18 protein-coding genes are annotated in these 23,387 nt (G+C 62.2%); 7 read left to right on the top strand and 11 right to left on the bottom strand.

Translation table 11 applies throughout. From position 1 onward, the window contains the following. The first annotated feature begins 2 nt into the window (after nt 1-2). Nucleotides 3-1,397, top strand: coding sequence for an NAD(P)(+) transhydrogenase (Re/Si-specific) subunit beta (locus FHX14_RS15430; protein ID WP_184377701.1), 1,395 nt, complete (start codon nt 3-5; stop codon nt 1,395-1,397). Nucleotides 1,398-1,455: 58 nt separating this feature from the next. On the opposite strand, the gene FHX14_RS15425 is transcribed toward FHX14_RS15430, so the two are convergent. The 5 genes from FHX14_RS15425 to FHX14_RS15405 form a co-directional block, all read right to left on the bottom strand. Continuing rightward, complete coding sequence (locus FHX14_RS15425) at nt 1,456-1,938, bottom strand: DUF992 domain-containing protein (protein ID WP_012558961.1); 483 nt, start codon at nt 1,936-1,938, stop codon at nt 1,456-1,458. A 59-nt stretch (nt 1,939-1,997) separates the two neighbouring features. Continuing rightward, nucleotides 1,998-3,650 carry a sensor histidine kinase gene (locus FHX14_RS15420; protein WP_184377700.1) on the bottom strand — a complete coding sequence of 551 codons (1,653 nt, stop codon included), beginning with the start codon at nt 3,648-3,650 and terminating at the stop codon, nt 1,998-2,000. A 348-nt stretch (nt 3,651-3,998) separates the two neighbouring features. Further along, nucleotides 3,999-4,868: a tetratricopeptide repeat protein gene (locus tag FHX14_RS15415; protein WP_003585886.1), complete on the bottom strand. Its 870-nt coding sequence runs from the start codon at nt 4,866-4,868 to the stop codon at nt 3,999-4,001. 135 nt (nt 4,869-5,003) lie between these two features. Further along, nucleotides 5,004-5,216 carry a 30S ribosomal protein S21 gene (gene rpsU, locus FHX14_RS32790; RefSeq protein ID WP_003585885.1) on the bottom strand — a complete coding sequence of 71 codons (213 nt, stop codon included), beginning with the start codon at nt 5,214-5,216 and terminating at the stop codon, nt 5,004-5,006. A gap of 175 nt (nt 5,217-5,391) precedes the next feature. Next, entirely contained in the window at nt 5,392-7,011 is a 1,620-nt protein-coding gene (locus tag FHX14_RS15405) for an adenylate/guanylate cyclase domain-containing protein (protein ID WP_184377699.1), read from the bottom strand. 229 nt (nt 7,012-7,240) lie between these two features. Between FHX14_RS15405 and FHX14_RS15400 the strand changes: the two genes are divergently transcribed. Beyond that, nucleotides 7,241-9,412: an adenylate/guanylate cyclase domain-containing protein gene (locus FHX14_RS15400; RefSeq protein WP_184377698.1), complete on the top strand. Its 2,172-nt coding sequence runs from the start codon at nt 7,241-7,243 to the stop codon at nt 9,410-9,412. Between the two features lie 5 nt (nt 9,413-9,417). On the opposite strand, the gene FHX14_RS15395 is transcribed toward FHX14_RS15400, so the two are convergent. Next, a complete protein-coding gene (locus FHX14_RS15395; protein WP_184377697.1) occupies nt 9,418-10,476 on the bottom strand; it encodes a FecR domain-containing protein in 1,059 nt (352 codons plus the stop codon). Nucleotides 10,477-10,774: 298 nt separating this feature from the next. Between FHX14_RS15395 and FHX14_RS15390 the strand changes: the two genes are divergently transcribed. From FHX14_RS15390 to FHX14_RS15370, 5 genes are all read left to right on the top strand, one after another. Next, nucleotides 10,775-12,028 (top strand): sarcosine oxidase subunit beta family protein, encoded by a 1,254-nt coding sequence (locus tag FHX14_RS15390; RefSeq protein ID WP_003585874.1) that lies wholly within the window; start codon nt 10,775-10,777, stop codon nt 12,026-12,028. 106 nt (nt 12,029-12,134) lie between these two features. Continuing rightward, nucleotides 12,135-12,476, top strand: coding sequence for a sarcosine oxidase subunit delta (locus FHX14_RS15385; RefSeq protein WP_003585872.1), 342 nt, complete (start codon nt 12,135-12,137; stop codon nt 12,474-12,476). Beyond that, nucleotides 12,473-15,466: a sarcosine oxidase subunit alpha gene (locus FHX14_RS15380; RefSeq protein ID WP_184377696.1), complete on the top strand. Its 2,994-nt coding sequence runs from the start codon at nt 12,473-12,475 to the stop codon at nt 15,464-15,466. The genes FHX14_RS15385 and FHX14_RS15380 overlap by 4 nt, the downstream gene beginning before the upstream one ends. Next, the gene (locus FHX14_RS15375; RefSeq protein ID WP_183696957.1) at nt 15,459-16,007 is read left to right on the top strand and encodes a sarcosine oxidase subunit gamma; all 549 of its coding nucleotides are present in this window, start codon (nt 15,459-15,461) and stop codon (nt 16,005-16,007) included. The genes FHX14_RS15380 and FHX14_RS15375 overlap by 8 nt, the downstream gene beginning before the upstream one ends. A 46-nt stretch (nt 16,008-16,053) precedes the next feature. Beyond that, nucleotides 16,054-16,452, top strand: a complete 399-nt coding sequence (locus FHX14_RS15370) for a VOC family protein (RefSeq protein ID WP_184377695.1) — start codon at nt 16,054-16,056, stop codon at nt 16,450-16,452. 18 nt (nt 16,453-16,470) lie between these two features. On the opposite strand, the gene FHX14_RS15365 is transcribed toward FHX14_RS15370, so the two are convergent. The 5 genes from FHX14_RS15365 to glgC all read right to left on the bottom strand — a co-directional run bounded on the left by FHX14_RS15365 (nt 16,471) and on the right by glgC (nt 23,387). Then, nucleotides 16,471-16,959, bottom strand: coding sequence for a MaoC family dehydratase (locus FHX14_RS15365; protein WP_003585866.1), 489 nt, complete (start codon nt 16,957-16,959; stop codon nt 16,471-16,473). 89 nt (nt 16,960-17,048) lie between these two features. Further along, complete coding sequence (glgX, locus tag FHX14_RS15360) at nt 17,049-19,028, bottom strand: glycogen debranching protein GlgX (protein ID WP_184377694.1); 1,980 nt, start codon at nt 19,026-19,028, stop codon at nt 17,049-17,051. A gap of 12 nt (nt 19,029-19,040) precedes the next feature. Continuing rightward, nucleotides 19,041-20,672: an alpha-D-glucose phosphate-specific phosphoglucomutase gene (locus FHX14_RS15355; protein WP_003585862.1), complete on the bottom strand. Its 1,632-nt coding sequence runs from the start codon at nt 20,670-20,672 to the stop codon at nt 19,041-19,043. 6 nt (nt 20,673-20,678) lie between these two features. Continuing rightward, entirely contained in the window at nt 20,679-22,121 is a 1,443-nt protein-coding gene (gene glgA / locus FHX14_RS15350; protein WP_184377693.1) for a glycogen synthase GlgA, read from the bottom strand. 3 nt (nt 22,122-22,124) lie between these two features. After that, on the bottom strand, nt 22,125-23,387 hold the full coding sequence (glgC, locus tag FHX14_RS15345; protein ID WP_003585857.1) for a glucose-1-phosphate adenylyltransferase: 1,263 nt from the start codon (nt 23,385-23,387) through the stop codon (nt 22,125-22,127).

Raw genomic sequence — 23,387 nt, 5'->3', positions numbered from 1 at the left:
CGATGACCAATATCGCAGCCTTCCTCTACCTCGTCTCCGGCGTTCTCTTCATCCTGGCGCTGCGGGGTCTCTCGCATCCGGCCACCAGCCGCAAGGGCAATCTCTACGGCATGATCGGCATGGGGATCGCCATTCTGACGACGCTGGTGCTGGCCACGCCGAATTTCGGCGGTTTCGTGCTGATCATCCTCGGCCTTGCCATCGGCGGCAGCGTCGGCGCCTATGTCGCCCGCACCATCGCCATGACCTCGATGCCGCAGCTGGTTGCCGGTTTCCATTCGCTGGTCGGCCTTGCGGCCGTCCTGGTCGCGGCCTCGGCGCTCTATACCCCCGCCTCCTTCGGCATCGGCGAGATCGGCCAGATCCACACCGAAGCGCGGGTCGAAATGGCGCTCGGCGTCGCCATCGGTGCACTGACCTTCACCGGTTCGATCATCGCCTTCCTGAAACTTGACGGGCGCATGTCCGGCAAGCCGATCATGCTGCCTTACCGGCATGTGATCAATGCGGCGCTGCTGGTGCTGATCATGCTGTTCATCATCGGACTGGCCGCCACCGAAAGCCATTTCGATTTCTGGGCCGTGGTGGCGCTGTCGCTGGCGCTCGGCGTTCTGCTGATCGTGCCGATCGGCGGCGCCGATATGCCCGTCGTCGTCTCGATGCTGAATTCCTACTCCGGCTGGGCTGCCGCCGGTATCGGCTTCACGCTCGGCAATCTGGCGCTGATCATTACCGGCGCGCTTGTCGGTTCGTCCGGCGCCATCCTCTCTTACATCATGTGCAAGGGCATGAACCGATCCTTCGTCTCCGTCATCCTCGGCGGTTTCGGCGGCGAGACGGCGTCCAGCGGGCCCGACACCTCGGACAAGACGGTCAAGCTCGGCTCGGCCGAGGATGCGGCCTATCTGATGGCCAATGCATCGAAGGTCATCATCGTGCCGGGATACGGCATGGCGGTCGCCCAGGCCCAGCATGCGCTGCGCGAACTCGCCGACAATCTGAAGAAGAACGGCGTCGAAGTGAAATATGCGATCCACCCGGTCGCGGGCCGCATGCCCGGCCATATGAACGTGCTGCTTGCCGAAGCCAATGTTCCCTATGACGAAGTCTTCGAACTCGAGGACATCAATTCGGAATTTGCCCAGGCCGACGTCGCCTATGTGATCGGCGCCAACGACGTCACCAATCCGGCGGCGCGCGACGACAAGACCTCGCCGATCTACGGCATGCCGATCCTCGATGTCGACCGGGCAAAGACCTGCCTCTTCGTCAAGCGCTCGCTCGGCTCGGGTTATGCCGGCATCGACAATACGCTGTTCTATAAGGACGGCACGATGATGCTGCTCGGTGACGCGAAGAAGATGACCGAGGATATCAACAAGGCGATTTCGCATTGATCGACCGCTAAACAGCCGCCCTCGGGCGGCTGTTCGGTTCAGCTCGGAGCCGCTTTGCTTAGGTCTCCCCCGGCACCAGCGTCATCTTCTCGACGCCGATGGCGAGATTCAGCCCTTCCTGGGCCTGGACGTTCAGCGGCTGCAGCATGAAAGCCTTGTTAGTGCCGCCGGCGATCACCTTGGCCCCGGCGCCTGCACCGATGCTCGCATCTGCGCCGACGCCGTAATATTCGCCGGCCAGCGCGAATTGCGGTATATCCGTGCCGGTTTTCGCCAGCACCTCCCAGATCATCACGCTTTTGCCGGTCTGGCCGATGTCGAGACCGAACTTCTCGATCTTGCCGGCATAGACCGCCTTGGCGCCGCCTGACGCCGGCGTGTAGGTGCAGATCAGGTTCTTCTGCGAGGTGATGATCAGACCCTGGCCACCATCCGATCCGCAGACCAGGCGGCCAAGCGTGACATAACTTTCCGCGCCCGCCGGATTTGCCCAGGCAGCGGCCGTCAGAGCCGCGGCGGCGATCATGGTTTGCTTGAACATGGTCTTTCTCCTTGGGAACGACCTGTTCGAAACGGGTAGGGGTGGCGATTGTTCCTGACTTAGTCCCGCTCGAGCGTCGAGCGCTGCGCCGTCAGCACCCATAGCAGGCCTTCGGGCCGGAAATCGACCTGCACGGTGCCGCGGAAGGCGGAGGCTGCATGGGCCTTGATAACGGTCGTGCCGAAACCCGAGCGGGTCGGCTCTGCCACAGGCGGGCCGCCGCGCTCCTCCCAGGTGAAGCGGAGCAGGGCATCCGGCTTGTCTTCCTCCCTGACATCGCGCCATTCGAAGCGGACACGGCCTTGCGGGACGGAGAGCGCACCGTATTTCACCGAATTGGTGGCGAGTTCATGCAGGGCAAGGCCGAGATTCTGCACCGCATCCGGCTTCAGCACGAAATCTTCGCCGGTGATTTCGATCTGTTCGCGCGATTGCGGGAAGGCCTGCAGGTGGATGTCGACGACCCGCCGCAGCGACACGCCTCCCCATTGCTCGCTGGTCAGCAGTTCGATCGAACGCCCCAACCCCTCGAGGCGGTCGGCGACGGCGGCCTGGAAGGTCTCGACGCTGTCGGCCTGTTTGGCGAGCTGGCGCATCATCGCCTGCGCAAGCGTCAGAAGGTTTTTGGTGCGGTGGACGAGCTCGTGCATGACGAAGCGCAGCCGGTCCTCGGTCTGGCTGCGATCGAAAGAGGCGTTCGAAAGCGCGATCGCCACCTGGTTCGCCTCGATGACACTGGTCTCGACCGGCGAGACAATATGGCCTTCGCCCATGCGGTTGGCCATTTCGGCAATATCGCGGATGGTAGTGCGTACCTGCCTTGCGACGGCATAGGCGCCGAGCACGGCGACGAGCACCAGGGCTACCCCGCCAATGATGAGGAAACGCCAGGTGCTGAGGATCGAAGCCTGGGCGATCGGTCCCCATATCACCGTTTTCCACGACCAGCCGGGAATCCTGGCATAACCGAGCAGCATGTGCGGCAGGATCTTCTCGTCCTGGAAGACGCCGCGTGACGCGGTGAACGCCGGCAGGATGCGCGGATCAAAGGGCGTGCCGGGTTCGAGATTTGTGGGGCCGGTGGAGGCGATGACGTGGCCGCTCTGATCGATGACGGCGGCAGACCAGCCGGGAGCAAGGCCCTCGGTTGTCACGAGTTTGCCGAGATCCTTGGCGTCTTGGGTAATGATCAGGGCTGCGACGGGATCATTCTTCCGCGGCAGGGTGACGTTATAGACCCAGTCGCCGCTGGTCCGGCCGCGAAAGACGTCGGAGGCCTCGATGCGACCGGAGGTCATGACTTCCTGGAGCGCCGGGATGTTCGCTATCTCGCCGAGCGGAGTGCCGAACGCCCGGCGCGTATTCAACAGTTGCTGGCCGGCGCCGTCGACGGCGATGACGAACAGCGTATTGTCTCTGAGGGCCGTTTCCGTGCGTTCGTGGAAGGCGGCGAGATTGCCGTTTTCGAGTTCCGGCGAGCTCGAAAGCAGCCGCAGCGTCGTTGCCATATCCTGAAGCTGGCGGTCGATGATGCGCGAAAGCGCAAGCGCATCCTGGGCCGTCTCGCGCCGCAGCGTCGAACGCTGGTTGTCCTCCAGCTGCAGCAGAAGCAGCGTTACAAAGGCGAAGATCGGCAGCGCGATCGCCACCGCCATGGCGACGAGATAGGTGCCGATCGAGGCCTTGGGAAAGAACAGCGCGACGATCTTCATCTGTTTCGCCACGTCCCATGCGCTGGCCGGCAAGGGTTTTTGCGAGCGGTCAGGAAAGCAAAGATCCGCATCTCTCGCAAGCCGCCCTCAAACTGTTTCGAACACCTGATAGCAAGCTATCGAAGCAGCGGCATGTTAGGGGGAGCAAGAGCAGGTTGCAACATAGTATAGTATGTCATCGAGGATGACATACCGTGCGGCGGCCGATATTTCGGCCGCCCGACTGATGTCCCTAGAATAGGATTCAGATTTTAGGCCCGATTGGCCTAAAATCCGAATCCTATTCTAAATTAAAGAGTTAGAGCATGATGTCGTCCGAAAACCGCTGACACTTTTCGGCATCATGCTCTAGCCGGCTGAGGCGGCGCCGACGCGGGCAAGGCCGTCGCGAGCCGGCTGATATTTGGGATCGAGGCCAACGGCGTGGCGATAGGACCGGGCGGCCTTCGCCTTGTCGCCGCGCCGCTCGTAGACCAGCGCCTGGTTGGCCCAGGATTCGGCGATGTTGCCGTTAAGTTCGATCGCATGGTTGAAATCGGCAAAGGCGTTGTCGTTGTCATTCAGCGCGATATAGGAAATGCCGCGGCCATTATAGGGCTCGGGCGAATTCGGCGCGAGCGAGATCGCCTTCGAGAAATCGTCGATCGCCTTGTCCTGCTGATTGCGCTTCTGATAGATCAGGCCACGATTGTGATAGGCGCGGCCATCGGTGGTGCCGAGCTGGATCGCCTTGTCGAAATCGTTGAAGGCCTGGTCGTCCTGGCCGGCCATGCGATAGACGTTACCGCGGCCGATATAGGCGACGTCGTAGCTCGGATTGATCTGCAGCGCGGCATTGTAATCGCTGATCGCCTGGGCCTGCTGGCCCATGTTGCGATAGACCAGGGCGCGGTTGGCATAAGCCTGGAAAAACCGCGGATTGATCTGCAATGCGGTATTGAAATCGTTCAGCGCCTGGCGGAACTGGCCGCCGCGGCCATAGGCGGAACCACGGACGTTGTAGCCTTCGGGATCCTTGGGATTGGCGTTGATAACCGCCGTCAGCGAAGCGATATTCTCTTCCGAGCCCTGCGCCTTGTCGATGCTGATCACGGCATCCGTTGTGTTTGTCGTCTCACAGCCGGCAAGGCCGAACATCGCCGCCAGCGCCAAAGCGGGCAGGAATGCGGTTTTCTGCAGGCGCCAGGCGCGGGACGGATTGAAGGTGTTGACAGCCATTCGGGCTCGCTTTCCCCATGCGGCATACCCGATACTGGGATATGCGATCTTCAGCGGCAAACTAAAAAAGGCGGTGGCGAACCCATCGCCCCCGCCACAATGCATCTGAAAACGTCGAAAAAACGACGGCAACGCTTAGCGTGCGACCAGACCTTCGCGCTGGGCGCGCTTGCGGGCCAGCTTGCGAACACGACGAACAGCTTCGGCCTTTTCGCGAGCACGCTTCTGCGACGGCTTCTCGTAGTAGTCGCGCATCTTCATTTCGCGGAAAATGCCTTCACGCTGCATCTTCTTCTTGAGAGCGCGGAGAGCCTGATCGACATTGTTATCGCGGACAAGTACCTGCACGAGAATCACGTTCCTTTGGTTGGTTGATGCCGGCGGCGGCGCAGCGCCAGGGGCAAAAATATAACGTTCGCGCGGCCGCAGCCTTGCGATTGGTGATGCGGGATAGCAGATCGGGTATAGGAAGTCCAGATGCATATGGAAAGCGGGTGGAAAAATCACGCTTGCCCCTGTCCGGTCACGATCCGGCCGCCTCGGGCGCAGTTTCATCAAGCGCGGCGATCGCCTCCTTGAGAGCCGTCCTAACCCGGAGGCGATCGGCCGGTTCCAGCCTGCTCATGTCCAAATGCAGGTCGAGGCCGGCGAGGTGTTCGCTGAGCACGCGGCTCTTATGGTCCGCGCCGAGTGTCAGCCCATCCACTGCATAGGGAACGATCTCGCGCTGGATGCCCTTCATGGTGATCGGCGGCAGCGGGTGGGCTTCGACGATCTCGTTCACCAGCGCATAAGTTTCGTAGCTGATGACGATTTCTCCTCCCTGGGCGATCGATTGCAGCCGGGCTGCGAGATTGGCCTCCGCACCGATGATCGTATAGTCCATACGGTCGCTGCTGCCGAAATTGCCGACGTTGCAATAACCGCTATTGATGCCCATGCGGACGACGAAAGGCTCTTCGGTGCCGTTTCTGCGCCATCTGTCCTTGAGTTCACCGAGACGGCGCTGCATGTCGACGGCCATGCGCAGGCAGGCTTTGGCGTCTTCCTCCGGACCTCTGGTTTCCGGGTCACCGAAGAAGACCAGCATGGCGTCACCGATGAACTTGTCGACCGTGCCGCCATGTTCCAGGGCAATGTTCGACATCTCAGTCAGATATTCGTTGAGCATCGCCGTCAGCGCTTCCGGCTGCAGGCGCTCGGTCGTCGCGGTGAAATCCTTGATGTCGGAGAAGAAGATCGTCAGGCGTTTGCGCTCGGTATGGACGACGACATCCTTCTGCCCGGAGAAGATGCTTTTGTAGATCTGCGGCGACAGATAACGCGAAATTTTCAGGGAAACGCTGGCCAGAAACTCGTTTGCCGTTTCCAGATCCTGGTTGGCGCTATGGATCGCGCGCGCCTGCTGCCGCTGGAGGAGAATGAAGCTGATGCCGATGATGGCAACGAACAGAAAATAGCAGAGCAGGTATTTGAAGGCGAAGACGTTGCTCGCATAGGGCTGCCGGATGATGACTTCCTGAATGCCGCGCACATCGCCCACTTTCCAATCGGTCTTCGGGCTTTCGGGATGGGTATTGTGGCAGGCAACACAAGCCTGGCCCATGACGACGGGGGTGATGAAGCGCAAGGTATCGGTCAATCCGACCCGGGTGAGATCGTTCAGCGTCTGCTGCGGATTGGCGCGCAGCGCGGCGAGTGCCTTGCTCTCGAATTCGTCGAGCTCGTGGGAGGCACGGCTTTTGAACGGCAGGTCGGAGACGAAGCGGTAGGTGATGTTGGCCTGCTGCTCCTTGATGACATCGCCGAGCTCCAGGGAAAGCGTCGCCGGCAGCGGGATGGCGCCAGGAATATTCGCGTAGTTGTGGGAGACGACCGTGCCTTCGGTCAGGCCGCTGGCATGCGCGGCCAGGACGCGCCCGACGACATTGGCGGAATAATAGGAACGGATGCTCGATATCAGTGAACTCATGTCGCGTGCTTGACGCCGCAGGGTATTTCCCGAGAGATCGCTGATATCGAGCCAGACGGCCAGCGGCAGTCCTGCGAGCATTGCCAGCACGACGACAATCAGCCAGTAGCCGCTCCGACGTGCGGCGGTTTCGGAAATCACGGCGACCCCTCGTTCTTCTCTGGAAGGCATTCGATTTTCGATCGCTACAAGAACATTTCGCCGGCTGCCCGGCAAGATCGAAGCTGCCTGTCACCCCTGTCATCCAGGCAAAAGCCCGGCCTAAACCGGAAGCGTAGTGCGGCCCATCGAAAGAGAGGATCCGGACGGCATGTGCGAATGGCGTTTGGACCGAAAGCGGCGTAGCCTGCCGGCAGGTGCGGGCCGTTTATGCGGGCCGTGGAGGGACACCGGTGAGATTATGACGCGCGTCCAGCAAATCGGTGTCGTTATCGGCCTGGCGATCGTGGCTCTGCTCACGATCCTGCGGGCCGATGATCCCGGGATTTTCAAGCTGATCCGCGGCGTGACCTTCGATGAATATCAGCGGCTCGTTCCAAGGACCTTCGAGCCGATGCCGGTTCGCGTGATCGACATCGACGAGGCATCCTTACGCGAATTCGGCCAATGGCCCTGGCCGCGGGACCGGATGGCGCTGCTGGTGGATCGGCTTTCGGCGATGGGCGCTTCGGCCATCGCCTTCGATATTCTGTTCGCCGAGCCGGACCGGCTGTCGCCGCGCAACGTTGTCGCCGAGGTCGCAGGCGTCGATCCTTCGCTGGCCGAGAAACTGCCTGACAATGACGAGATATTCGCCCGCGCGATTGCCGAGAAGCCCGTCGTGCTCGGCTTCGGCCTTTCCAATGTGGGCAATTACCGGCCGCCTGTGAAGGCGGGTTTCGCCTTCACAGGCGAAAGCCCCATTTCCGCGCCGCCCTATCTCGGCGCCTCGACGCCGCTCAGGCCGCAATTGGAGGCGAATGCGGCGGGGCTCGGCCATATCAGCCTCAACCCCGGCAACCCTTCGCCGGTGGTGCGGGCGGTGCCGCTGTTTTTGACCGACGGCGAGCAGCTCTATCCCAATCTCGCCATCGAGGCGCTACGCGTTGCGCAGGGGGCGTCGACCTATGTGCTGTCAGGCGCGCCCGATCGCGCCGGCATCATGACATCGGCGAAAATCGGCGATTTTGTTGTGCCGCTGACGGCGGCGGGCGAACTCTGGCTCTATGTCAGCCCCGACCGGGCCGAGCGGTACATATCCGCCCGGCAGGTGCTTGCGGCCGAAGGGGCCTCTCCCGAGGTCGCGGCTGCCATTGACGGCAGCATCGTCTTCGTCGGCACATCGGCCGCCGGCCTTCAGGACATCCGCGTCACGGCGCTTGGCGAGAATGTTCCCGGCGTGTCGCTGCATGCTCAGGCGGTCGAGCAGATCTTGTCCGGCCATTTCCTGTCGCGGCCCGACTGGGCGGACGGGCTGGAAATCCTGACGATTGCCGTACTCGGGTGCCTGCTCGTCGTGGTGACGACCTTCGTCAGTCCCGCCGTTGCGCTGATCTGCGGCCTGCTGATCACGGCGATGGCGCTCGTGGCCTCCTGGTCGTCGTTTCTGTATGCCGGGCTTCTTTTCGATCCGCTGGCGCCGATCGTCAGCGGATCGATCATCCATTTTGCCGCAACCTCGTTCAAAATCCTGGTGATCGACCGGGAGCGGCGGGCGGTGCGGCGCGCCTTCGGGCATTATCTTTCGCCATCGCTGCTCCATCGTATCGAACATACCCGCGATCCATTGCGCCTCGGCGGTGACGACCGCGAACTGACGGTCATGTTCGTCGATGTCCGAAACTTCACCGAGATCAGCGAGCGGCTGGCGCCGACAGATGTCGTCGCCTTCCTGAACACGCTGCTCGATGCGCTGAGCCGCCATGTGGTGGCCAATGAAGGCACGCTCGACAAGTTCATCGGCGATTCGATCATGGCGTTCTGGAACGCGCCCGTCGATGTGGCCGGTCATGAAATCAAGGCGGTTCGCGCAGCCCTTGCCATGCGCGAGACGCTCGCCGAATTAAACGCCGGCGACGCTTTCGGCTTCGGACCCGGACAACCGGTCGGCATCGGCATCGGCATCCATACCGGCCTTGCCTGCGTCGGCAATATGGGCGCCAAGACGCGCTTCAACTATTCGGCGGTCGGCGATGCCGTCAATGTCGCGGCGCGTCTGGAATCATGCTGCAAGGAAGTCGGCTTCGATATTCTGATATCCGACAGCACGGCAAGGTCGGTGCGGGGCATGGCGCTGCTCGAGGCCGGCGCCATTCCGCTCAAAGGAAAGAGCAGCCGAACGCAGATCCTTGCCGTCGTCGGCGACGAACGCGTTGCCGCATCGGCTGAATTTTCAGCCCTTGTCGTCACCCACCAGCAACTGATGCAGGCCCTGCTTGCGCATTCGAAGAACACCCGCAAGCTCATCGGGGCGGCAAAGCTCAGGGCGGCGGGAGTGATCGACGGCCTGGCGGAATTCTATCAGCGGGTATCCGGCAGGACCGATCATTTTCGCGAGGCGAATGATCGATTCGAGAAGAGCGCGGCCGACTGAACGGGTCAGCGGTTGTGATTGAAACTGCCGCCCCTGTTGTGGTGCCGATCCCTGTCGTGATCACGATCGCCATCGTGGTCGCGATCGTGTCCTTGATGATCCTGGTCATTTCCGTGATGCTGGTCGTGGTGTCCGGGCCGGTCGTGATCATCATGCCCGTCATGCTTGTCGGGACGATCGGGCCGATCATGATGCGACCTGTCGTGATCTGGTTTGTCGTGATCTGGCCTGTCGTGATGGGGCCTGTCGTGATGCGGGTTGGCGTGATGCGGCATGTCGGGTTTGTTCGGCCGCTCCTTCTGCGGCTCGGCCCGCCTCTGCGGCGGATCCTGCCTTTGCGGAACAGGTGCAATCGCCGGAGGTGGTGGTTTTCTGTCTTTTCTTTCCGGCGCGGCCGACGCCATATTGCAGCCGCCGATCATGCCGATGCCGCCTGAAAGCCGCTGATTACCGGAAAGGAACGGCAGCGCGCGGGGATTTCCGAGCGTATCGAGAATGCTGGGATCGACCCGGCGTGCCGCAGACATATTGCCGTTCGGCTTGGCGACCACGCAATCGCAGCGCTGCTGCAATTGCCGGCAGCCGCCCGGGCCGCAAAACCGGGCCGCGCCATTCAACAGGACGACGGCGGTCGTGCCATCGGGGCCGACGTAGAAATCGAAAGCGGTGCCGCGCACGCCGATCGTGCCGGCCGGCGTCAGGATCTGGTATGCGGAGGAGTTGGAGCTGCCGCTCACCCAGCGGAACGTGCCCTTTGCCGCTCTGATGGTCAGTTTCTTGACCGATTGGGAATCATCGAAGACATATTTGTCGATCACGACCGACGAGCCCCAGCCCACCGCGAGCTTCGTGCCGTCACGAAACAGGAATTGGCCAAGCCCCGATGGGGATGTCTTGATGCGTTCGTTGCGATGGACGCTGCTGTCGACTTCGATTGGGCCGCTCTGTCCGGTCACCTCCGTCTTGATGACGACGGCTTGGCCGACTGGCTCGGCGGCGAGAGCCGGCTGCGCGATGGCAACCACAATGCAAAGTGCTTGGAGTAATGAACGCCGACCCCACATGATACACGGACCCCGGAAACATGGGGAGAATTAACATTTTAGTAACTGCTTGTCTTCTCGCCCACTTGGGCTACGACCGGGCAGAGGCCCCTGGGAAAGGCTGATTTTGCCTCGTCCTGCCGAACGGCCTCGGAAGCAGCGGACGATGTCGCGCCAATACTGCGCAGTTTTCGGCATCATGTCGCTGAGTGTCAAAAGCAAAGCGCTAGACTGTCGCAAAAGAACCGTTGTGCCGCATTTGGATTTGCGATTTGTATGGGCGCGGAGAACAGCCCTTTCCCATAGGAGAACAAGGCGGATGCGGAAATATTCGGTTTTTGCCGTGGCGAGGGAGGCCCTTCGGGGCCATAAGGGCTGGGAGAAGCAGTGGACTTCGCCTGAGCCGCGCGCCGAATACGACGTCGTTATCATCGGCGCCGGTGGTCATGGGCTGGGTGCAGCCTATTACCTCGCCAAGGAGCACGGCATCACCAACGTGGCGGTGATCGAAAAAGGCTGGCTCGGCGGCGGCAATACCGGCCGCAACACCACCATCATCCGCTCGAATTATCTCTACGAAGAGAGCATGCAGATCTACGAGCATTCGATGAAGCTCTGGGAAGGGCTTTCGCAGGAGCTCAACTACAATGTGATGTATTCGCCGCGCGGCGTGATGATGCTCTCGCACAATATTCACGACCAGCAGTCGTTCAAGCGGCATATCCATGCCAACCGGCTCTACGGTATCGACAATGAATGGCTGACCCCGGAGCAGGCCAAGGCTTATTGCCCTCCGCTCGACATTTCGGCCAGCGCCCGCTACCCGATCAACGGTGCGGCGCTGCAGCGGCGCGGCGGCACGGCGCGGCACGATGCGGTTGCCTGGGGTTATGCGCGTGCGGCCTCGGACCGCGGCGTGCACATCATCCAGAATTGCGAAGTGACCGGCATTCGCCGCGGCCCCGATGGACGCGTGACCGGGGTCGAGACCTCGCGCGGCTTCATCGGTGCCAAAAAGGTCGCCGTATCGGCCGCCGGCCATACGACGACGATCATGAAGATGGCCGATGTGCGCGTGCCGCTGCAATCGAGCCCGCTGCAGGCGCTGGTCTCCGAGCCGCTGAAGCCGATCTTCCCGTGCGTCGTCATGTCGAACACGGTGCATGCCTATATCTCCCAGTCCGACAAGGGAGAGCTCGTCATCGGCGCCGGCACCGACCAGTATAATTCCTACTCGCAGACCGGCGGGTTGCAGATCATTACGCACACGCTCGACGCTATCTGCGAGCTTTTCCCGATGTTCCGGCGCGTCAAGATGATGCGGCAATGGGGCGGCATCGTCGACAATACGCCGGATCGTTCGGCGATCCAGTCGAAGACGCCGGTTCCCGGGCTTTACGTCAATTGCGGCTGGGGCACCGGCGGCTTCAAGGCGACGCCGGGCTCGGCCAATCTCTTCGCGCATCTGATTGCCCGCGACGAGCCGCACAAGTTCAATGCCGGGCTGACGCTGGAGCGTTTCCGCAGTGGCCGGCTGATCGACGAGGCGGCGGCTGCAGCGGTGGCACACTGATGATGAATGCTATCTGGACGTTCGCTCCTTTCGTCGCTCACCCCCTCATCCGCCTTTCAGGCACCTTCTCCCCAATGGGGAGAAGGGAAGGAGAAGGAAATCACACATGCTGCTGATCCATTGCCCCTACTGTCAGGAAGAGCGCTCGGAGCTTGAATTCCGCGGCGCCGGTGACGCGCATATCGTGCGGCCTGCCGATATCGCCTCGGTCTCGGACGAGGAATTCGAAGCCTATTTCTTTCTGCGTGACAATCCGAAGGGCCTGATCTTCGAACGCTGGCGGCATATTCACGGCTGCGGACGCTTCTTCAACGCGGCGCGCGATACGGTGAGCGACAAGTTCATCGTGACTTACAAGGCCGGTGAGCCGAAGCCTCAGATCGGTGCTGCGGCCGAGAAGCATGCGCCTGTCGAGACCTATGAAGCCCTGGAAGGAGAGGCGCAATGAGCGGCGCGAACCGTATTGTCGGCAAGGGCCGTCTGACGCCGGCCAGAACCGCGCGTTTCAGCTTCGACGGCAAGAGCTATACGGCGCTCGAAGGCGATACCGTCGCCTCGGCGCTGATCGCCCACGGCGTGCATCTTCTGGGACGTTCGTTCAAATACCATCGGGCCCGCGGCATTCTGTCGGCCGGGGCCGAGGAGCCGAATGCGCTGATCGACGTCGCCCGCGACAAGGCGCGCAAGCAGCCGAACGTGCGCGCCACCGTGCAGGAAGTCTTCGACGGCATGATCGTCAACTCGCAGAACCGTTGGCCGTCGCTTGCCTTCGATGTCGGCGCGGTCAACAATCTGATGTCGCCGTTCTTTGCCGCCGGTTTCTACTACAAGACGTTCATGTGGCCGCGTGCCGCCTGGAAAAGCGTCTATGAACCGATCATCCGTCGTGCCGCCGGCCTCGGTGTCGCGCCGACGGAGGAGGATCCCGATCATTATGCCAGCCGTTACGCCCATTGCGACGTGCTGGTGGTCGGCGCCGGCCTTGCCGGGCTTTCAGCCGCGCTGGCTGCGGCCGAGAACGGCGCCCGGGTCATCCTGTGCGACGAGCAGGCGGAAGCGGGCGGGGCATTGCGTTACGATACCGGCGTAAAGGTCGACGGACAGGACGGTAATAGCTGGGCGCAGAAGGCCGTGGCGCGGTTGAAGGCGATGGACAATGTCGAAGTCCTCGTCCGCACGACCGCCTTCGGTTACTACAACCACAATTTCGTCGCTCTTGCCGAGCGCGTTACCGATCATATCGCCAGGCCTTCCAGCGATCTGCCGCGCGAGCGGCTCTGGCAGGTTCGGGCCAAGCGGGTGATCCTTGCCACCGGCGCGATCGAGCGGCACATGGTATTTCCGAACAACGACCGGCCGGGCATCATGCTGGCCTCGGCGGGGCGGATGTATCTCAATCACTACGGCGTCGCCGTCGGGACCAAGGTCGGCATCTACACGGCGCATGACTCGGCCTATGAGGCGGCTTTTGATCTGAAACGAGCCGGTGTTTCGATCGCCGCCATCGTCGACAGCAGGCAGGCGCCGGGAGCGGCGGTGCTGGAAGAGGCGCGTGCGCTCGGCATCGATGTTCTGGCCGGCCAATCGGTCGTCAATACGGCGGGGCGGCTGCGCATCTCGTCGATGACGGTAGCGCGCAACGGCGGCGGTTCGCCGCGCAAGATTGCGGTCGACGCACTGCTGGTTTCGGCCGGCTGGACGCCGTCCGTGCATCTCTTCTCACAGTCGCGCGGCAAAGTGGCCTTCGACGCCGAAAGCCAGCGCTTTCTGCCCGGCTCCTATGCACAGGACTGCCTCTCGGTCGGCGCTTGCAACGGCACCGACGATCTGCAGCGGACGATCGAGGAATCGCTTGCGGCCGGCGAACTGATGGCGCAGGCCACCGGCGGAAGCGGCGGCGAGAAGATCGTCATTTCGGCCGAGCAGCCCTATGACTGGACGGGCGGCATGATCGGTGCTGCCGAAGGCGCCGGCCCGAAGACCAATGCCAAGGCCTTCATCGATTTCCAGCACGACGTCTGCGCCAAGGATATCCGCCTTGCCGTGCGCGAGGGCATGCATTCGATCGAGCACATCAAGCGCTTTACGACCAACGGCATGGCCTCGGACCAGGGCAAGCTTTCCAACATGCACGGCCTGGCGATCGCCGCCGAGATGCTCGGTAAGGAAATCCCGCAGGTCGGTCTCACCACCTTCCGCGCGCCCTATACGCCGGTTACCTACGGCACGCTGATCGGCCATTCGCGCGGGGAACTGTTCGATCCGACGCGCAAGACGCCGCTGCATAACTGGGAAGAAGCGCATGGCGCGGTCTTCGAGGATGTCGGCAACTGGAAGCGCGCCTGGTTCTATCCGCGGGCGGGCGAGACCATGCATGAGGCGGTCGCCCGCGAATGCCGGACGGCACGCGAGTCAGCGGGCGTCTTCGATGCTTCGACGCTTGGCAAGATCGAGGTGGTGGGGCCGGATGCGGCAAAATTCCTCAATCTCATCTACACCAATGCCTGGGACACGCTGAAGCCGGGCAAGGCCCGCTACGGCATCATGACCCGCGAGGACGGCTTCGTTTATGACGACGGCGTCGTCGGGCGACTGGCGGACGACCGTTTCCATGTGACGACGACGACCGGCGGCGCGCCGCGCGTTCTCCATCACATGGAAGATTATCTGCAGACGGAATTCCCGGATCTGAAGGTATGGCTGACCTCGGTGACCGAGCAATGGGCTGTCATTGCCGTGCAGGGGCCAAAGGCGCGCGAGATCGTCGCGCCGCTGGTCGAAGGGCTCGACCTCTCGAACGAAGCTTTCCCGCATATGAGCGTTGCCGAGTGCACCGTCTGCGGCGTGCCGGCGCGGCTCTTCCGTGTCTCCTTCACCGGTGAAACCGGCTTCGAAATCAACGTGCCGGCCGATTACGGCCAGTCGGTGCTCGAAGCGGTCTGGGCCAATGCCGAGCCGCTCGGCGCCTGCGTCTATGGCACCGAGACGATGCACGTTCTCCGCGCCGAGAAGGGCTATATCATCGTCGGCCAGGATACTGACGGCACCGTGACCCCCGATGATGCGGGTGTTGCCTGGGCCGTTTCGAAGAAAAAGAAGGACTTCGTCGGTATTCGCGGGCTGCAGCGGCCAGATCTCGTCAAGGAAGGGCGCAAGCAGCTCGTCGGCCTTGTCACCAAGGATCCGAAGCTGGTGCTCGAAGAAGGCGCGCAGGTCGTCGCCAATCCGAACGAGCCGAAGCCGATGACCATGCTCGGCCACGTCACATCGGCCTACTGGTCGGAAAATTGCGGCCGGTCGATTGCCTTCGCGCTTATCGCCGGCGGCCGGGCGCGGATGGGCGAGACGCTCTATGTGCCGATGGCGGACCGGACGATCGCCGTCGAGGTGACGGATCTGGTATTCTTTGACAAGGAAGGAGGCCGCATCCATGGCTGATGTCGCAATTCGCAAACCGGCGCTTGCCGGCCGTCTCGGCGGCTCCGCAACAGTACGGCTGACGACCGCGCCGGCAGCGAGCCGTGTGGCGCTGCGCGCGCCGGCGGAATCGCTTGCAGCACTTTCCTCCGCGCTCGGCCTGTCCGTGCCGACCGCCCCGAAAACATCGGGCCGGGCCGGTGCCCGTTCGGTGCTCTGGATCGGGCCGGACGAATGGCTGCTGATCGACGAGGACGGCGCCGATCTGATGACGGTGCTTTCGGGGGTCAGCGCCGTGCATTCGGCGACCGACGTTTCTCACCGCAATCTGGCGATCATCGTCTCGGGACCGGGTGCGGAAAAGACGCTTGCCGCCGGCTGCCCGCAGGATCTGTCATTGTCTTCGTTTCCGGTCGGAGCCGCGTCGCGCACGATCCTCGGCAAGGCGGAAATCGTGCTTCTTCGCACCGATAAAGACACGTTCCGGGTGGAGTGCTGGCGGTCGTTTTCCGATTACGTCTTCGGGCTGCTGGCGGAAGCGGCAGAAGATGCGGGACATTAAGGCCGGATCAATCCGGCTGCGGAAGTCTCATACAAGGGATAGGTGAATGTTGCACCATGCCTCCCTCGGCGTTTCCGATATCGAACGATCGGCGGCATTTTACGATGCCGCCCTTGCCGCGCTCGGTTATGTCAGGGTCTGGGACGACATCCGGCCGGGGCAGACGGGCCAGGCAGTCGGCTACGGTCTTCCCGGTGGCGGCGACAAGCTGGCGATCAAACATCGACCGGACGGCCAGCGCCCGGCCGGCCCGGGTTTTCATCTGGCCTTCGCCGCTCCGAGCCGCCAGGCGGTCGATCGGTTCCATGCCGCGGCAATCGCCCATGGCGGCGGTGACAATGGTGGTCCAGGCTTACGCCCCCACTACGGCGAACATTATTATGCGGCGTTCGTGATGGATCCTGACGGACACGCACTCGAAGCCGTCTTCAATTCGGCTATCTAAACAAAAGCGCCGTTCCGTCTACATGTCCTCGGGACGATCCTTCGGGTCGAACTGGATGATGGTGATCCATTTTGCCGTGAGCGCCGGCTTCTTCTCGTTTTCGATCTCGATCGAGACGTCATAGGTGGTCATCAGCATGCCACCGCCGCGGAAGCGGGCGTCGGAGAGCAGGAAGCGGCCGCGGACGCGGGCGCCGCTTTTCACCGGCGTCATGAATCGGACGCGATCGAAACCGTAATTGATACCCATGGTCTGCTCGCGCACTTTCGGCAAGCAGTTGTAGTTCATCGTCGACAGCAGAGACAGCGTCAGGAAGCCATGGGCGATGGTGCCGCCGAAGGGGCTCTCGGCGGCCGCGCGCTTGGGATCGACATGTATGAACTGATGGTCGTCGGTCGCCCCTGCAAAGGCATCGATCATCGTCTGGTCGACGGTGATCCAGTCCGAAAGGCCTGTTTCCATGCCGATCAGTCCCCGGACGTCGGAGAGTGAAATTTCCGTGACCATGAATTCCTCGTGAGATGGGCCGCCAGCCAAAGCCTTATCGTGCATTTATGACGATTGCGACAAGGATTTGCGCAAGCGAGGGGAGGCGGTCACTTTTCTACGAAAAAGGCGACGGAGCGTGGCTCGACGGTGACGCGGGCGCCGGTTTTCTTGGCTCCATCCGGTGTCAATTGACGCCAGCCCGGTTCGATTTCGGACGGGAGCGTGAAAAATTGGCGGTCGCCCGAACGGTTGAAGAGCACGGCGAGCCGGGTCTGCCTGCCGCGCGCGGAGCGGTCACCTGTGGAAAGCAGCATGCCGAGGGTGGAAAGCGACGGTGTCTCCCATTCGGAAACGGTCATCGGCTCGCCGGAGAGCGAAATCCATTCGACATCGCCGTTGCCTGATAGGAAGCCTGTTTCGGAAAAGACCGTGAAGCGGCGGCGCAGCCCGGCGACGAAGGCTGTATGGGCGATGAGATCCTCGTTCAGCGCCTTCCAGTCCAGCCAGGTGATCTCATTGTCCTGGCAATAGGCGTTGTTGTTGCCATGCTGACTGCGGCCGCCTTCGTCGCCCGCGGTCAGCATGATGCTGCCGCGGGTGGCAAAGAGTGTCGATATCAGCGCCATCACATCCTCACGGCGACGCTTGCGGATCGAGGGATAAACCGTCTCCCCCTCAACGCCGTTGTTCCAGGAGTGGTTCTCGTTATGGCCGTCACGATTGTGCTCGCCATTGGCGTCATTGTGCTTGCCGGCATAGGAGACGAGATCGGTCAGCGTGAAACCGTCATGGGCAGCGAGGAAATTGACGCTGCGCGTCTCTTTGCCGTCGTTGCGGGAGAAGATATCGGAAGAGCCGGCGAGTGCGGTGGCGAGCGCCCCGGTCTTCCAATCGTCGCCGCGCCAGTAGCAGCGCAGATCGTCACGAAGCCGGTCGTTCCATTCGAGGAAAGGCGGCGGGAAATTGCCGAGCTGATAACCGCCCGGGCCGATATCCCAGGGTTCGGCAATCATGATCCGGTCGGCAAGCACATTATCGGCGAGGATCGCGGCAAGCGTTCCGCCGTCGCGCTCGAAGCCCGTCTCGGTGCGGCCGAGCACCGGGGCGAGATCGAAGCGAAAACCGTCGACGCCTGAATTGAGCACGAAATGGCGCAGGCTGTCGATGACGAGACGGAGCACCTCGGGATGATCGCAGGCGAGCGTGTTGCCGGTGCCGGTGTCGTTGACGAGTTCGCTGGGGCAATTCCGGACGTGGCGATAATAATGCAGGTTGTCGAGGCCGCGCAGCGACAGCGTCGTGCCGTAACGGTCGCTCTCGCCGGTATGATTGAAGACAAGATCGAGGATGACGGCGATGCCTTCGGCATGGAGGGTCGCGACCGTCCGGCGCAGCTCCGCCATGCCGCCCGGCGCTAGCCGCGGATCGAGCGCCATGAAGGCGACCGGATTATAGCCCCAGCCGTTGGTAAGGCCGAGCGGTGGCAGGTGGCGTTCGTCGATCCAGGCGGTGATCGGCATCAGTTCGACGGCGTCGACACCGATGCGCTTCAGATGCGCGATGACGGAGGGGTGGGCAAGGGCGGCGATCGTGCCGCGCTGAGCCTCCGGCACGTCGGGATGGAGGATGGTGAAGGGCCGGACAGCCACCTCGTAGATGAAGCCGCCCGGTTTGAAGAGCGGCTTGGCGATTTCGGCGCGCGTATCGGTGGTGACGATCGCCTTCGGCATCAGATCCTGGCTGTCCTCGCCATAGATGCCGAGGCGGGGATCGTAGCGGAACGGCCTATCGATCTCCTTAGCATAGGGATCGATCAGCAGTTTGGAGGGATCGTACCAGAGGCCGCTGTCGGGAGCGTAGATGCCGTCGGCGCGATAGCCGTAGCGGGCGCCCGCCTTCAGACCGTCGACAAACAGACGGTGGACGTGATTGCTGTCGCGCGCCATCGGCAGGCGCGCGAATTCCCTGTTGCCGTCATCCTCGAAGAGGCAGAGTTCGATCTGTGAGGCGTGATGCGACCACACGGCAAATTCGACGCCGGTCTCGAAGACGATCGCGCCGCTTTGCGCCGAACTCTCTCCCCGCATGTTCCCCCCGGATCAGGTGATCACGGTTGGCGCGTCGCGTCCCGTGCGTTCACGAATGCTGGCAATGCTTTCGGCGGCGGCGATCAGATCGGCGAGCGCTTCCTGCGTTTCGATATTGTGGCGAGTCGAATCCGGCTCGTAGCGCTCGATATAGACACGCAAGGTTGCGCCAGACGTGCCGGTGCCGGACAGGCGGAAGACGACGCGGGAGCCGCCGGCAAAGAGCACGCGGACACCCTGATGCTCACTCACCGATTTGTCGATCGGGTCGTGATAGGCGAAGTCGTCGGCCTTTTCGACCTTCAGGCTGCCGAAGCTCTTGCCGGGCAGGGTGGAAAGCTGGCTGCGAAGATTGTCGACCAGGCCGTTCGCCGCATCGGTGTCGAGGCCTTCGTAGTCATGGCGCGAATAATAGTTGCGGCCATAGGTCTGCCAGTGCTGGGTGACGATATCGGCAACGCTCTCGCCGCGCACGGCAAGGATGTTCAGCCAGAGCAGCACCGCCCAGAGGCCGTCCTTTTCGCGGACGTGACTGGAGCCGGTGCCGGAGCTTTCCTCACCGCAGATCGTCGCCATGCCGGCGTCGAGCAGATTGCCGAAGAACTTCCAGCCGGTCGGCGTTTCATACATGCCGATGCCGCGCTTTTCGGCGACGCGGTCGGCGGCACCCGATGTCGGCATCGAGCGGGCGATGCCGGCCAGGCCGCCGGAATAACCGGGAGCGAGATTGGCGTTGGCGGCAAGAATTGCAAGGCTGTCAGAAGGGGTGACGAAGATGCCTCGGCCGATAATCAGATTGCGGTCGCCGTCGCCGTCGGAAGCAGCACCGAAATCGGGCGCGTCATCGCCCATCATCTCATCGAAGAGTTCCTTGCAGTGCACCGGGTTCGGGTCCGGGTGATGACCGCCGAAATCGGGCAGCGGCATGAAATTGCGCACTGAACCAAGGGGAGCGCCGAGGCGATTTTCGAAGATTTCCTTGGCATAGGGGCCGGTGACGGCGCTCATCCCGTCGAAGGCAATGCGGAAGCCGAGGCTGATCAGGTTGCGGATGGCGCCGAAATCGAACAGCTCTTCCATCAGCGCGGCATAGTCCTCGACCGGGTCGATGACCGAGAGGATCATGCCGCCCGGCAGTTCGTCCTTGCCGATGCGGTCGAGATTGACGTCGGCGAAATCGGCGATCTTGTAGCTGTCGATCGTCTTCGAGCGCGCATACATCGCGTCGGTGATCTTCTCCGGCGCCGGGCCGCCATTGTTGATGTTGTATTTGATGCCGAAGTCTTCGGTCGGACCGCCGGGATTGTGGCTGGCGGAGAGAATGATGCCGCCGAAAGCCTTGTACTTGCGGATGATGTGGGACGCGGCCGGCGTCGACAGGATGCCGCCCTTGCCGACCATGACCTTGCCGAAGCCGTTGGCGGCGGCCATCTTGATCGCCTTCTGGATGACTTCGCGATTGTAGTAGCGTCCGTCGCCGCCGATGACGAGGCACTTGCCCTGATAGCCTTCCAGCGAATCGAAGATCGACTGGATGAAGTTCTCGGCATAGTTCGGCTGCTGGAAGACCGGAACCTTCTTGCGCAGACCCGACGTGCCGGGTTTCTGGTCCAGATAGGGCGTGGTGGGTACGGACTTGTTCATTTTAGTTCACATGCCTTTCGAGACGAGGCTTGAATAGAGGGCAGCGTAGCGTTCGGCGCTCTTCTCCCAGGAGACATCCGATTTCATGCCTTGCTTTTGCAATTGGGTCCAGAGTTTTCGGTCCGCGTAAAAATGCATCGCACGGCGGATTGCCTGTAGCATGCCCGTTTCCGTCACGGGTGAGAATTGTATGCCGGTTGCCACTTTCGCCGCAAGTGCGGCGTGATTGGCGTCGATCACCGTGTCGTTCAGCCCGCCGGTGCGGGCGACGATCGGGACGCAGCCGTAACGCAGGCCGTAAAGCTGGGTCAGGCCGCAGGGTTCGAAACGCGACGGGATGATGATGGCATCGCAGCCGGCCTGCATCAGGTGCGACATCGGCTCATTATAGCCGATCGAGACGCCGATGCGCCCGGGATGGCGGCTGGCGGAGGCAAGCAATGCGCCTTCAAGTGCAGCCTCGCCGGAGCCGAGCACGACGAGCTTGCCGCCCATGGCGACGATTTCGTCGGCGATGTTGGCGACGATATCCATGCCCTTCTGCCAGGTGAGACGGCTGATGACGCAGAAGATCGGGGCGTCGTCACTGTCGAGATGGAAGAATTCGGCGATCGAGCGGCGGTTTTCCTCGCGGTTCTTCAGCGTCGTCGGGCCATAATGGGTGTGGACGACGGGATCGGTCGCCGGGTTCCAGATATCGGTGTCGATGCCGTTGACGATGCCGTGCAGATTGTCGATGTGGCTGGCGATGACGCCCTCGAGGCCCATGCCGAATTCCGGCGTCAGGATCTCGTCGGCATAGGTCGGGCTGACCGTGGTGATCGCGTGGGCGGTCTGCAGGCCGCCCTTGAGGTAGCCGACCGTGCCGTAATATTCGATGCTGTCGGTGGCGAAGGCATGGGCGGGCAGGCGCAGGCCGGGGAAGATCTCCGGACCGAACTGTCCTTGGAAGGCGATGTTGTGGATGGTCAGCACGCTCGGCAGTTCCGGCGTCGGATAGTAGCGCATATAGACCGAGGTCAGCGCCGCCTGCCAGTCGTGCGTGTGGACGAGATCCGGCCGCCAACCGGGCAGCAGGCCGGCGGCGATCTCGGAGGCGGCGAGCGACAGAGCGGCGAAACGCCGCCAATTATCGGGATAATCCTTGCCGAGCGGATCGACATAGGGGCCGCCCGGCCTGTCGTAATAGGCCGGCGCATCGAGGATGAGCAGATCGAGGCCCTCATGCTGGACCTCAAGCACAGTCGCCGGCTCGCCGAGCAGGTCGGGGAATTCGAGCCTGACGACGGGGTCGCGAATGACCTTCATGACGGCGGGATAGCCGGGCAGAAGGGTCTTGGTTTCGACCCCGAAGGCTTTAAGAGCAATGGGCAGGGCGCCTGACACATCGGCCAGGCCCCCTGTCTTGATCAAAGGGAAGACTTCGGACGAAACCGAAAGAACTTTCATAAGTCAGATATCCAGCTTGTCGATCATCGGTTGGGTGATCAGGCAGATGCCGCTTTCCGTCCGCCGGAAGCGCTTGGCGTCGAGTTTGGGATCCTCGCCGACGACCAGGCCTTCCGGAATGACGACACCATGGTCGATCACCACATTCTTGAGCTGCGCCCGCCGGCCGATCTTGACGTTCGGCAGGATGACCGCGCCTTCCAGTTTGGAGAAGGAGTTGGCCCTGACGCCGGTAAAGAGCAGGCTATTGTTGAGGCTGGCGCCGGAGATGATGCAATCGCCGGAGACAACGGAGGAGGTGGCGGAGCCGCGGCGATCTTCGTCGTCATGGACGAATTTCGCCGGCGGGGTGATCTCGGCATAGGTCCAGATCGGCCAGGACTTGTCGTAGATATCGAGCTCCGGAACGATCGCCGTCAGGTCGATATTGGCCTGCCAATAGGCATCGATCGTGCCGACGTCACGCCAGTAGGGCTCGTGCTCGAAATCGGAGCGGACGCAGGACTTGGCGAAGCGGTGGGCGACCGCCTTACCGTTCTTGACGATATAGGGGATGATGTCCTTGCCGAAGTCGCGGCTGGAGTTCGGGTCGGCAGCGTCGCGGCGCAGCGCATCGAGCAGGAACTTGGTGTGGAAGACGTAGATGCCCATCGAGGCGAGCGCGAAATCCGGCTTGTCGGGAATGGGCGGCGGATCGGCCGGCTTCTCGACGAAGGCGATGATCTCGTCCTTCTCGTTCACATGCATGACGCCGAAGCCCACCGCTTCCATGCGCGGCACTTCCAGGCAGCCGATGGTGACGTCGGCGCCGGAATCGACGTGCTGCTGCAGCATCCACTCATAGTCCATCTTGTAGACGTGGTCGCCGGCGAGAATGACCATGTATTCGACACCGTAATCCTCGATGATGTCGATGTTCTGATAGACGGCGTCGGCGGTGCCTTCATACCACTGCGTTTCCGAGACGCGCTGGCTGGCCGGCAGGATGTCGAAGCTCTCATTGCGCTCAGGGCGGAAGAAGTTCCAGCCGCGCTGCATGTGACGGATCAGCGAATGCGCCTTGTATTGCGTGGCAACGCCGATGCGGCGGATGCCGGAGTTCAGGGCGTTCGACAGGGCGAAATCGATGATGCGGGCCTTGCCGCCGAAATAGACGGCAGGCTTGGCACGCCGGTCGGTGAGTTCCTTGAGACGGCTCCCCCTGCCGCCTGCCAGAACATAAGCCATTGCATCGCGGGCAAGTGGCTGAACACGCTTTTCTACCAT

Source organism: Rhizobium sp. BK619 (assembly GCF_014195245.1).
Classification (GTDB): Bacteria; Pseudomonadota; Alphaproteobacteria; order Rhizobiales; family Rhizobiaceae; genus Rhizobium; species Rhizobium acidisoli.
This window is presented reverse-complemented; position numbering and strand designations above follow the sequence as displayed.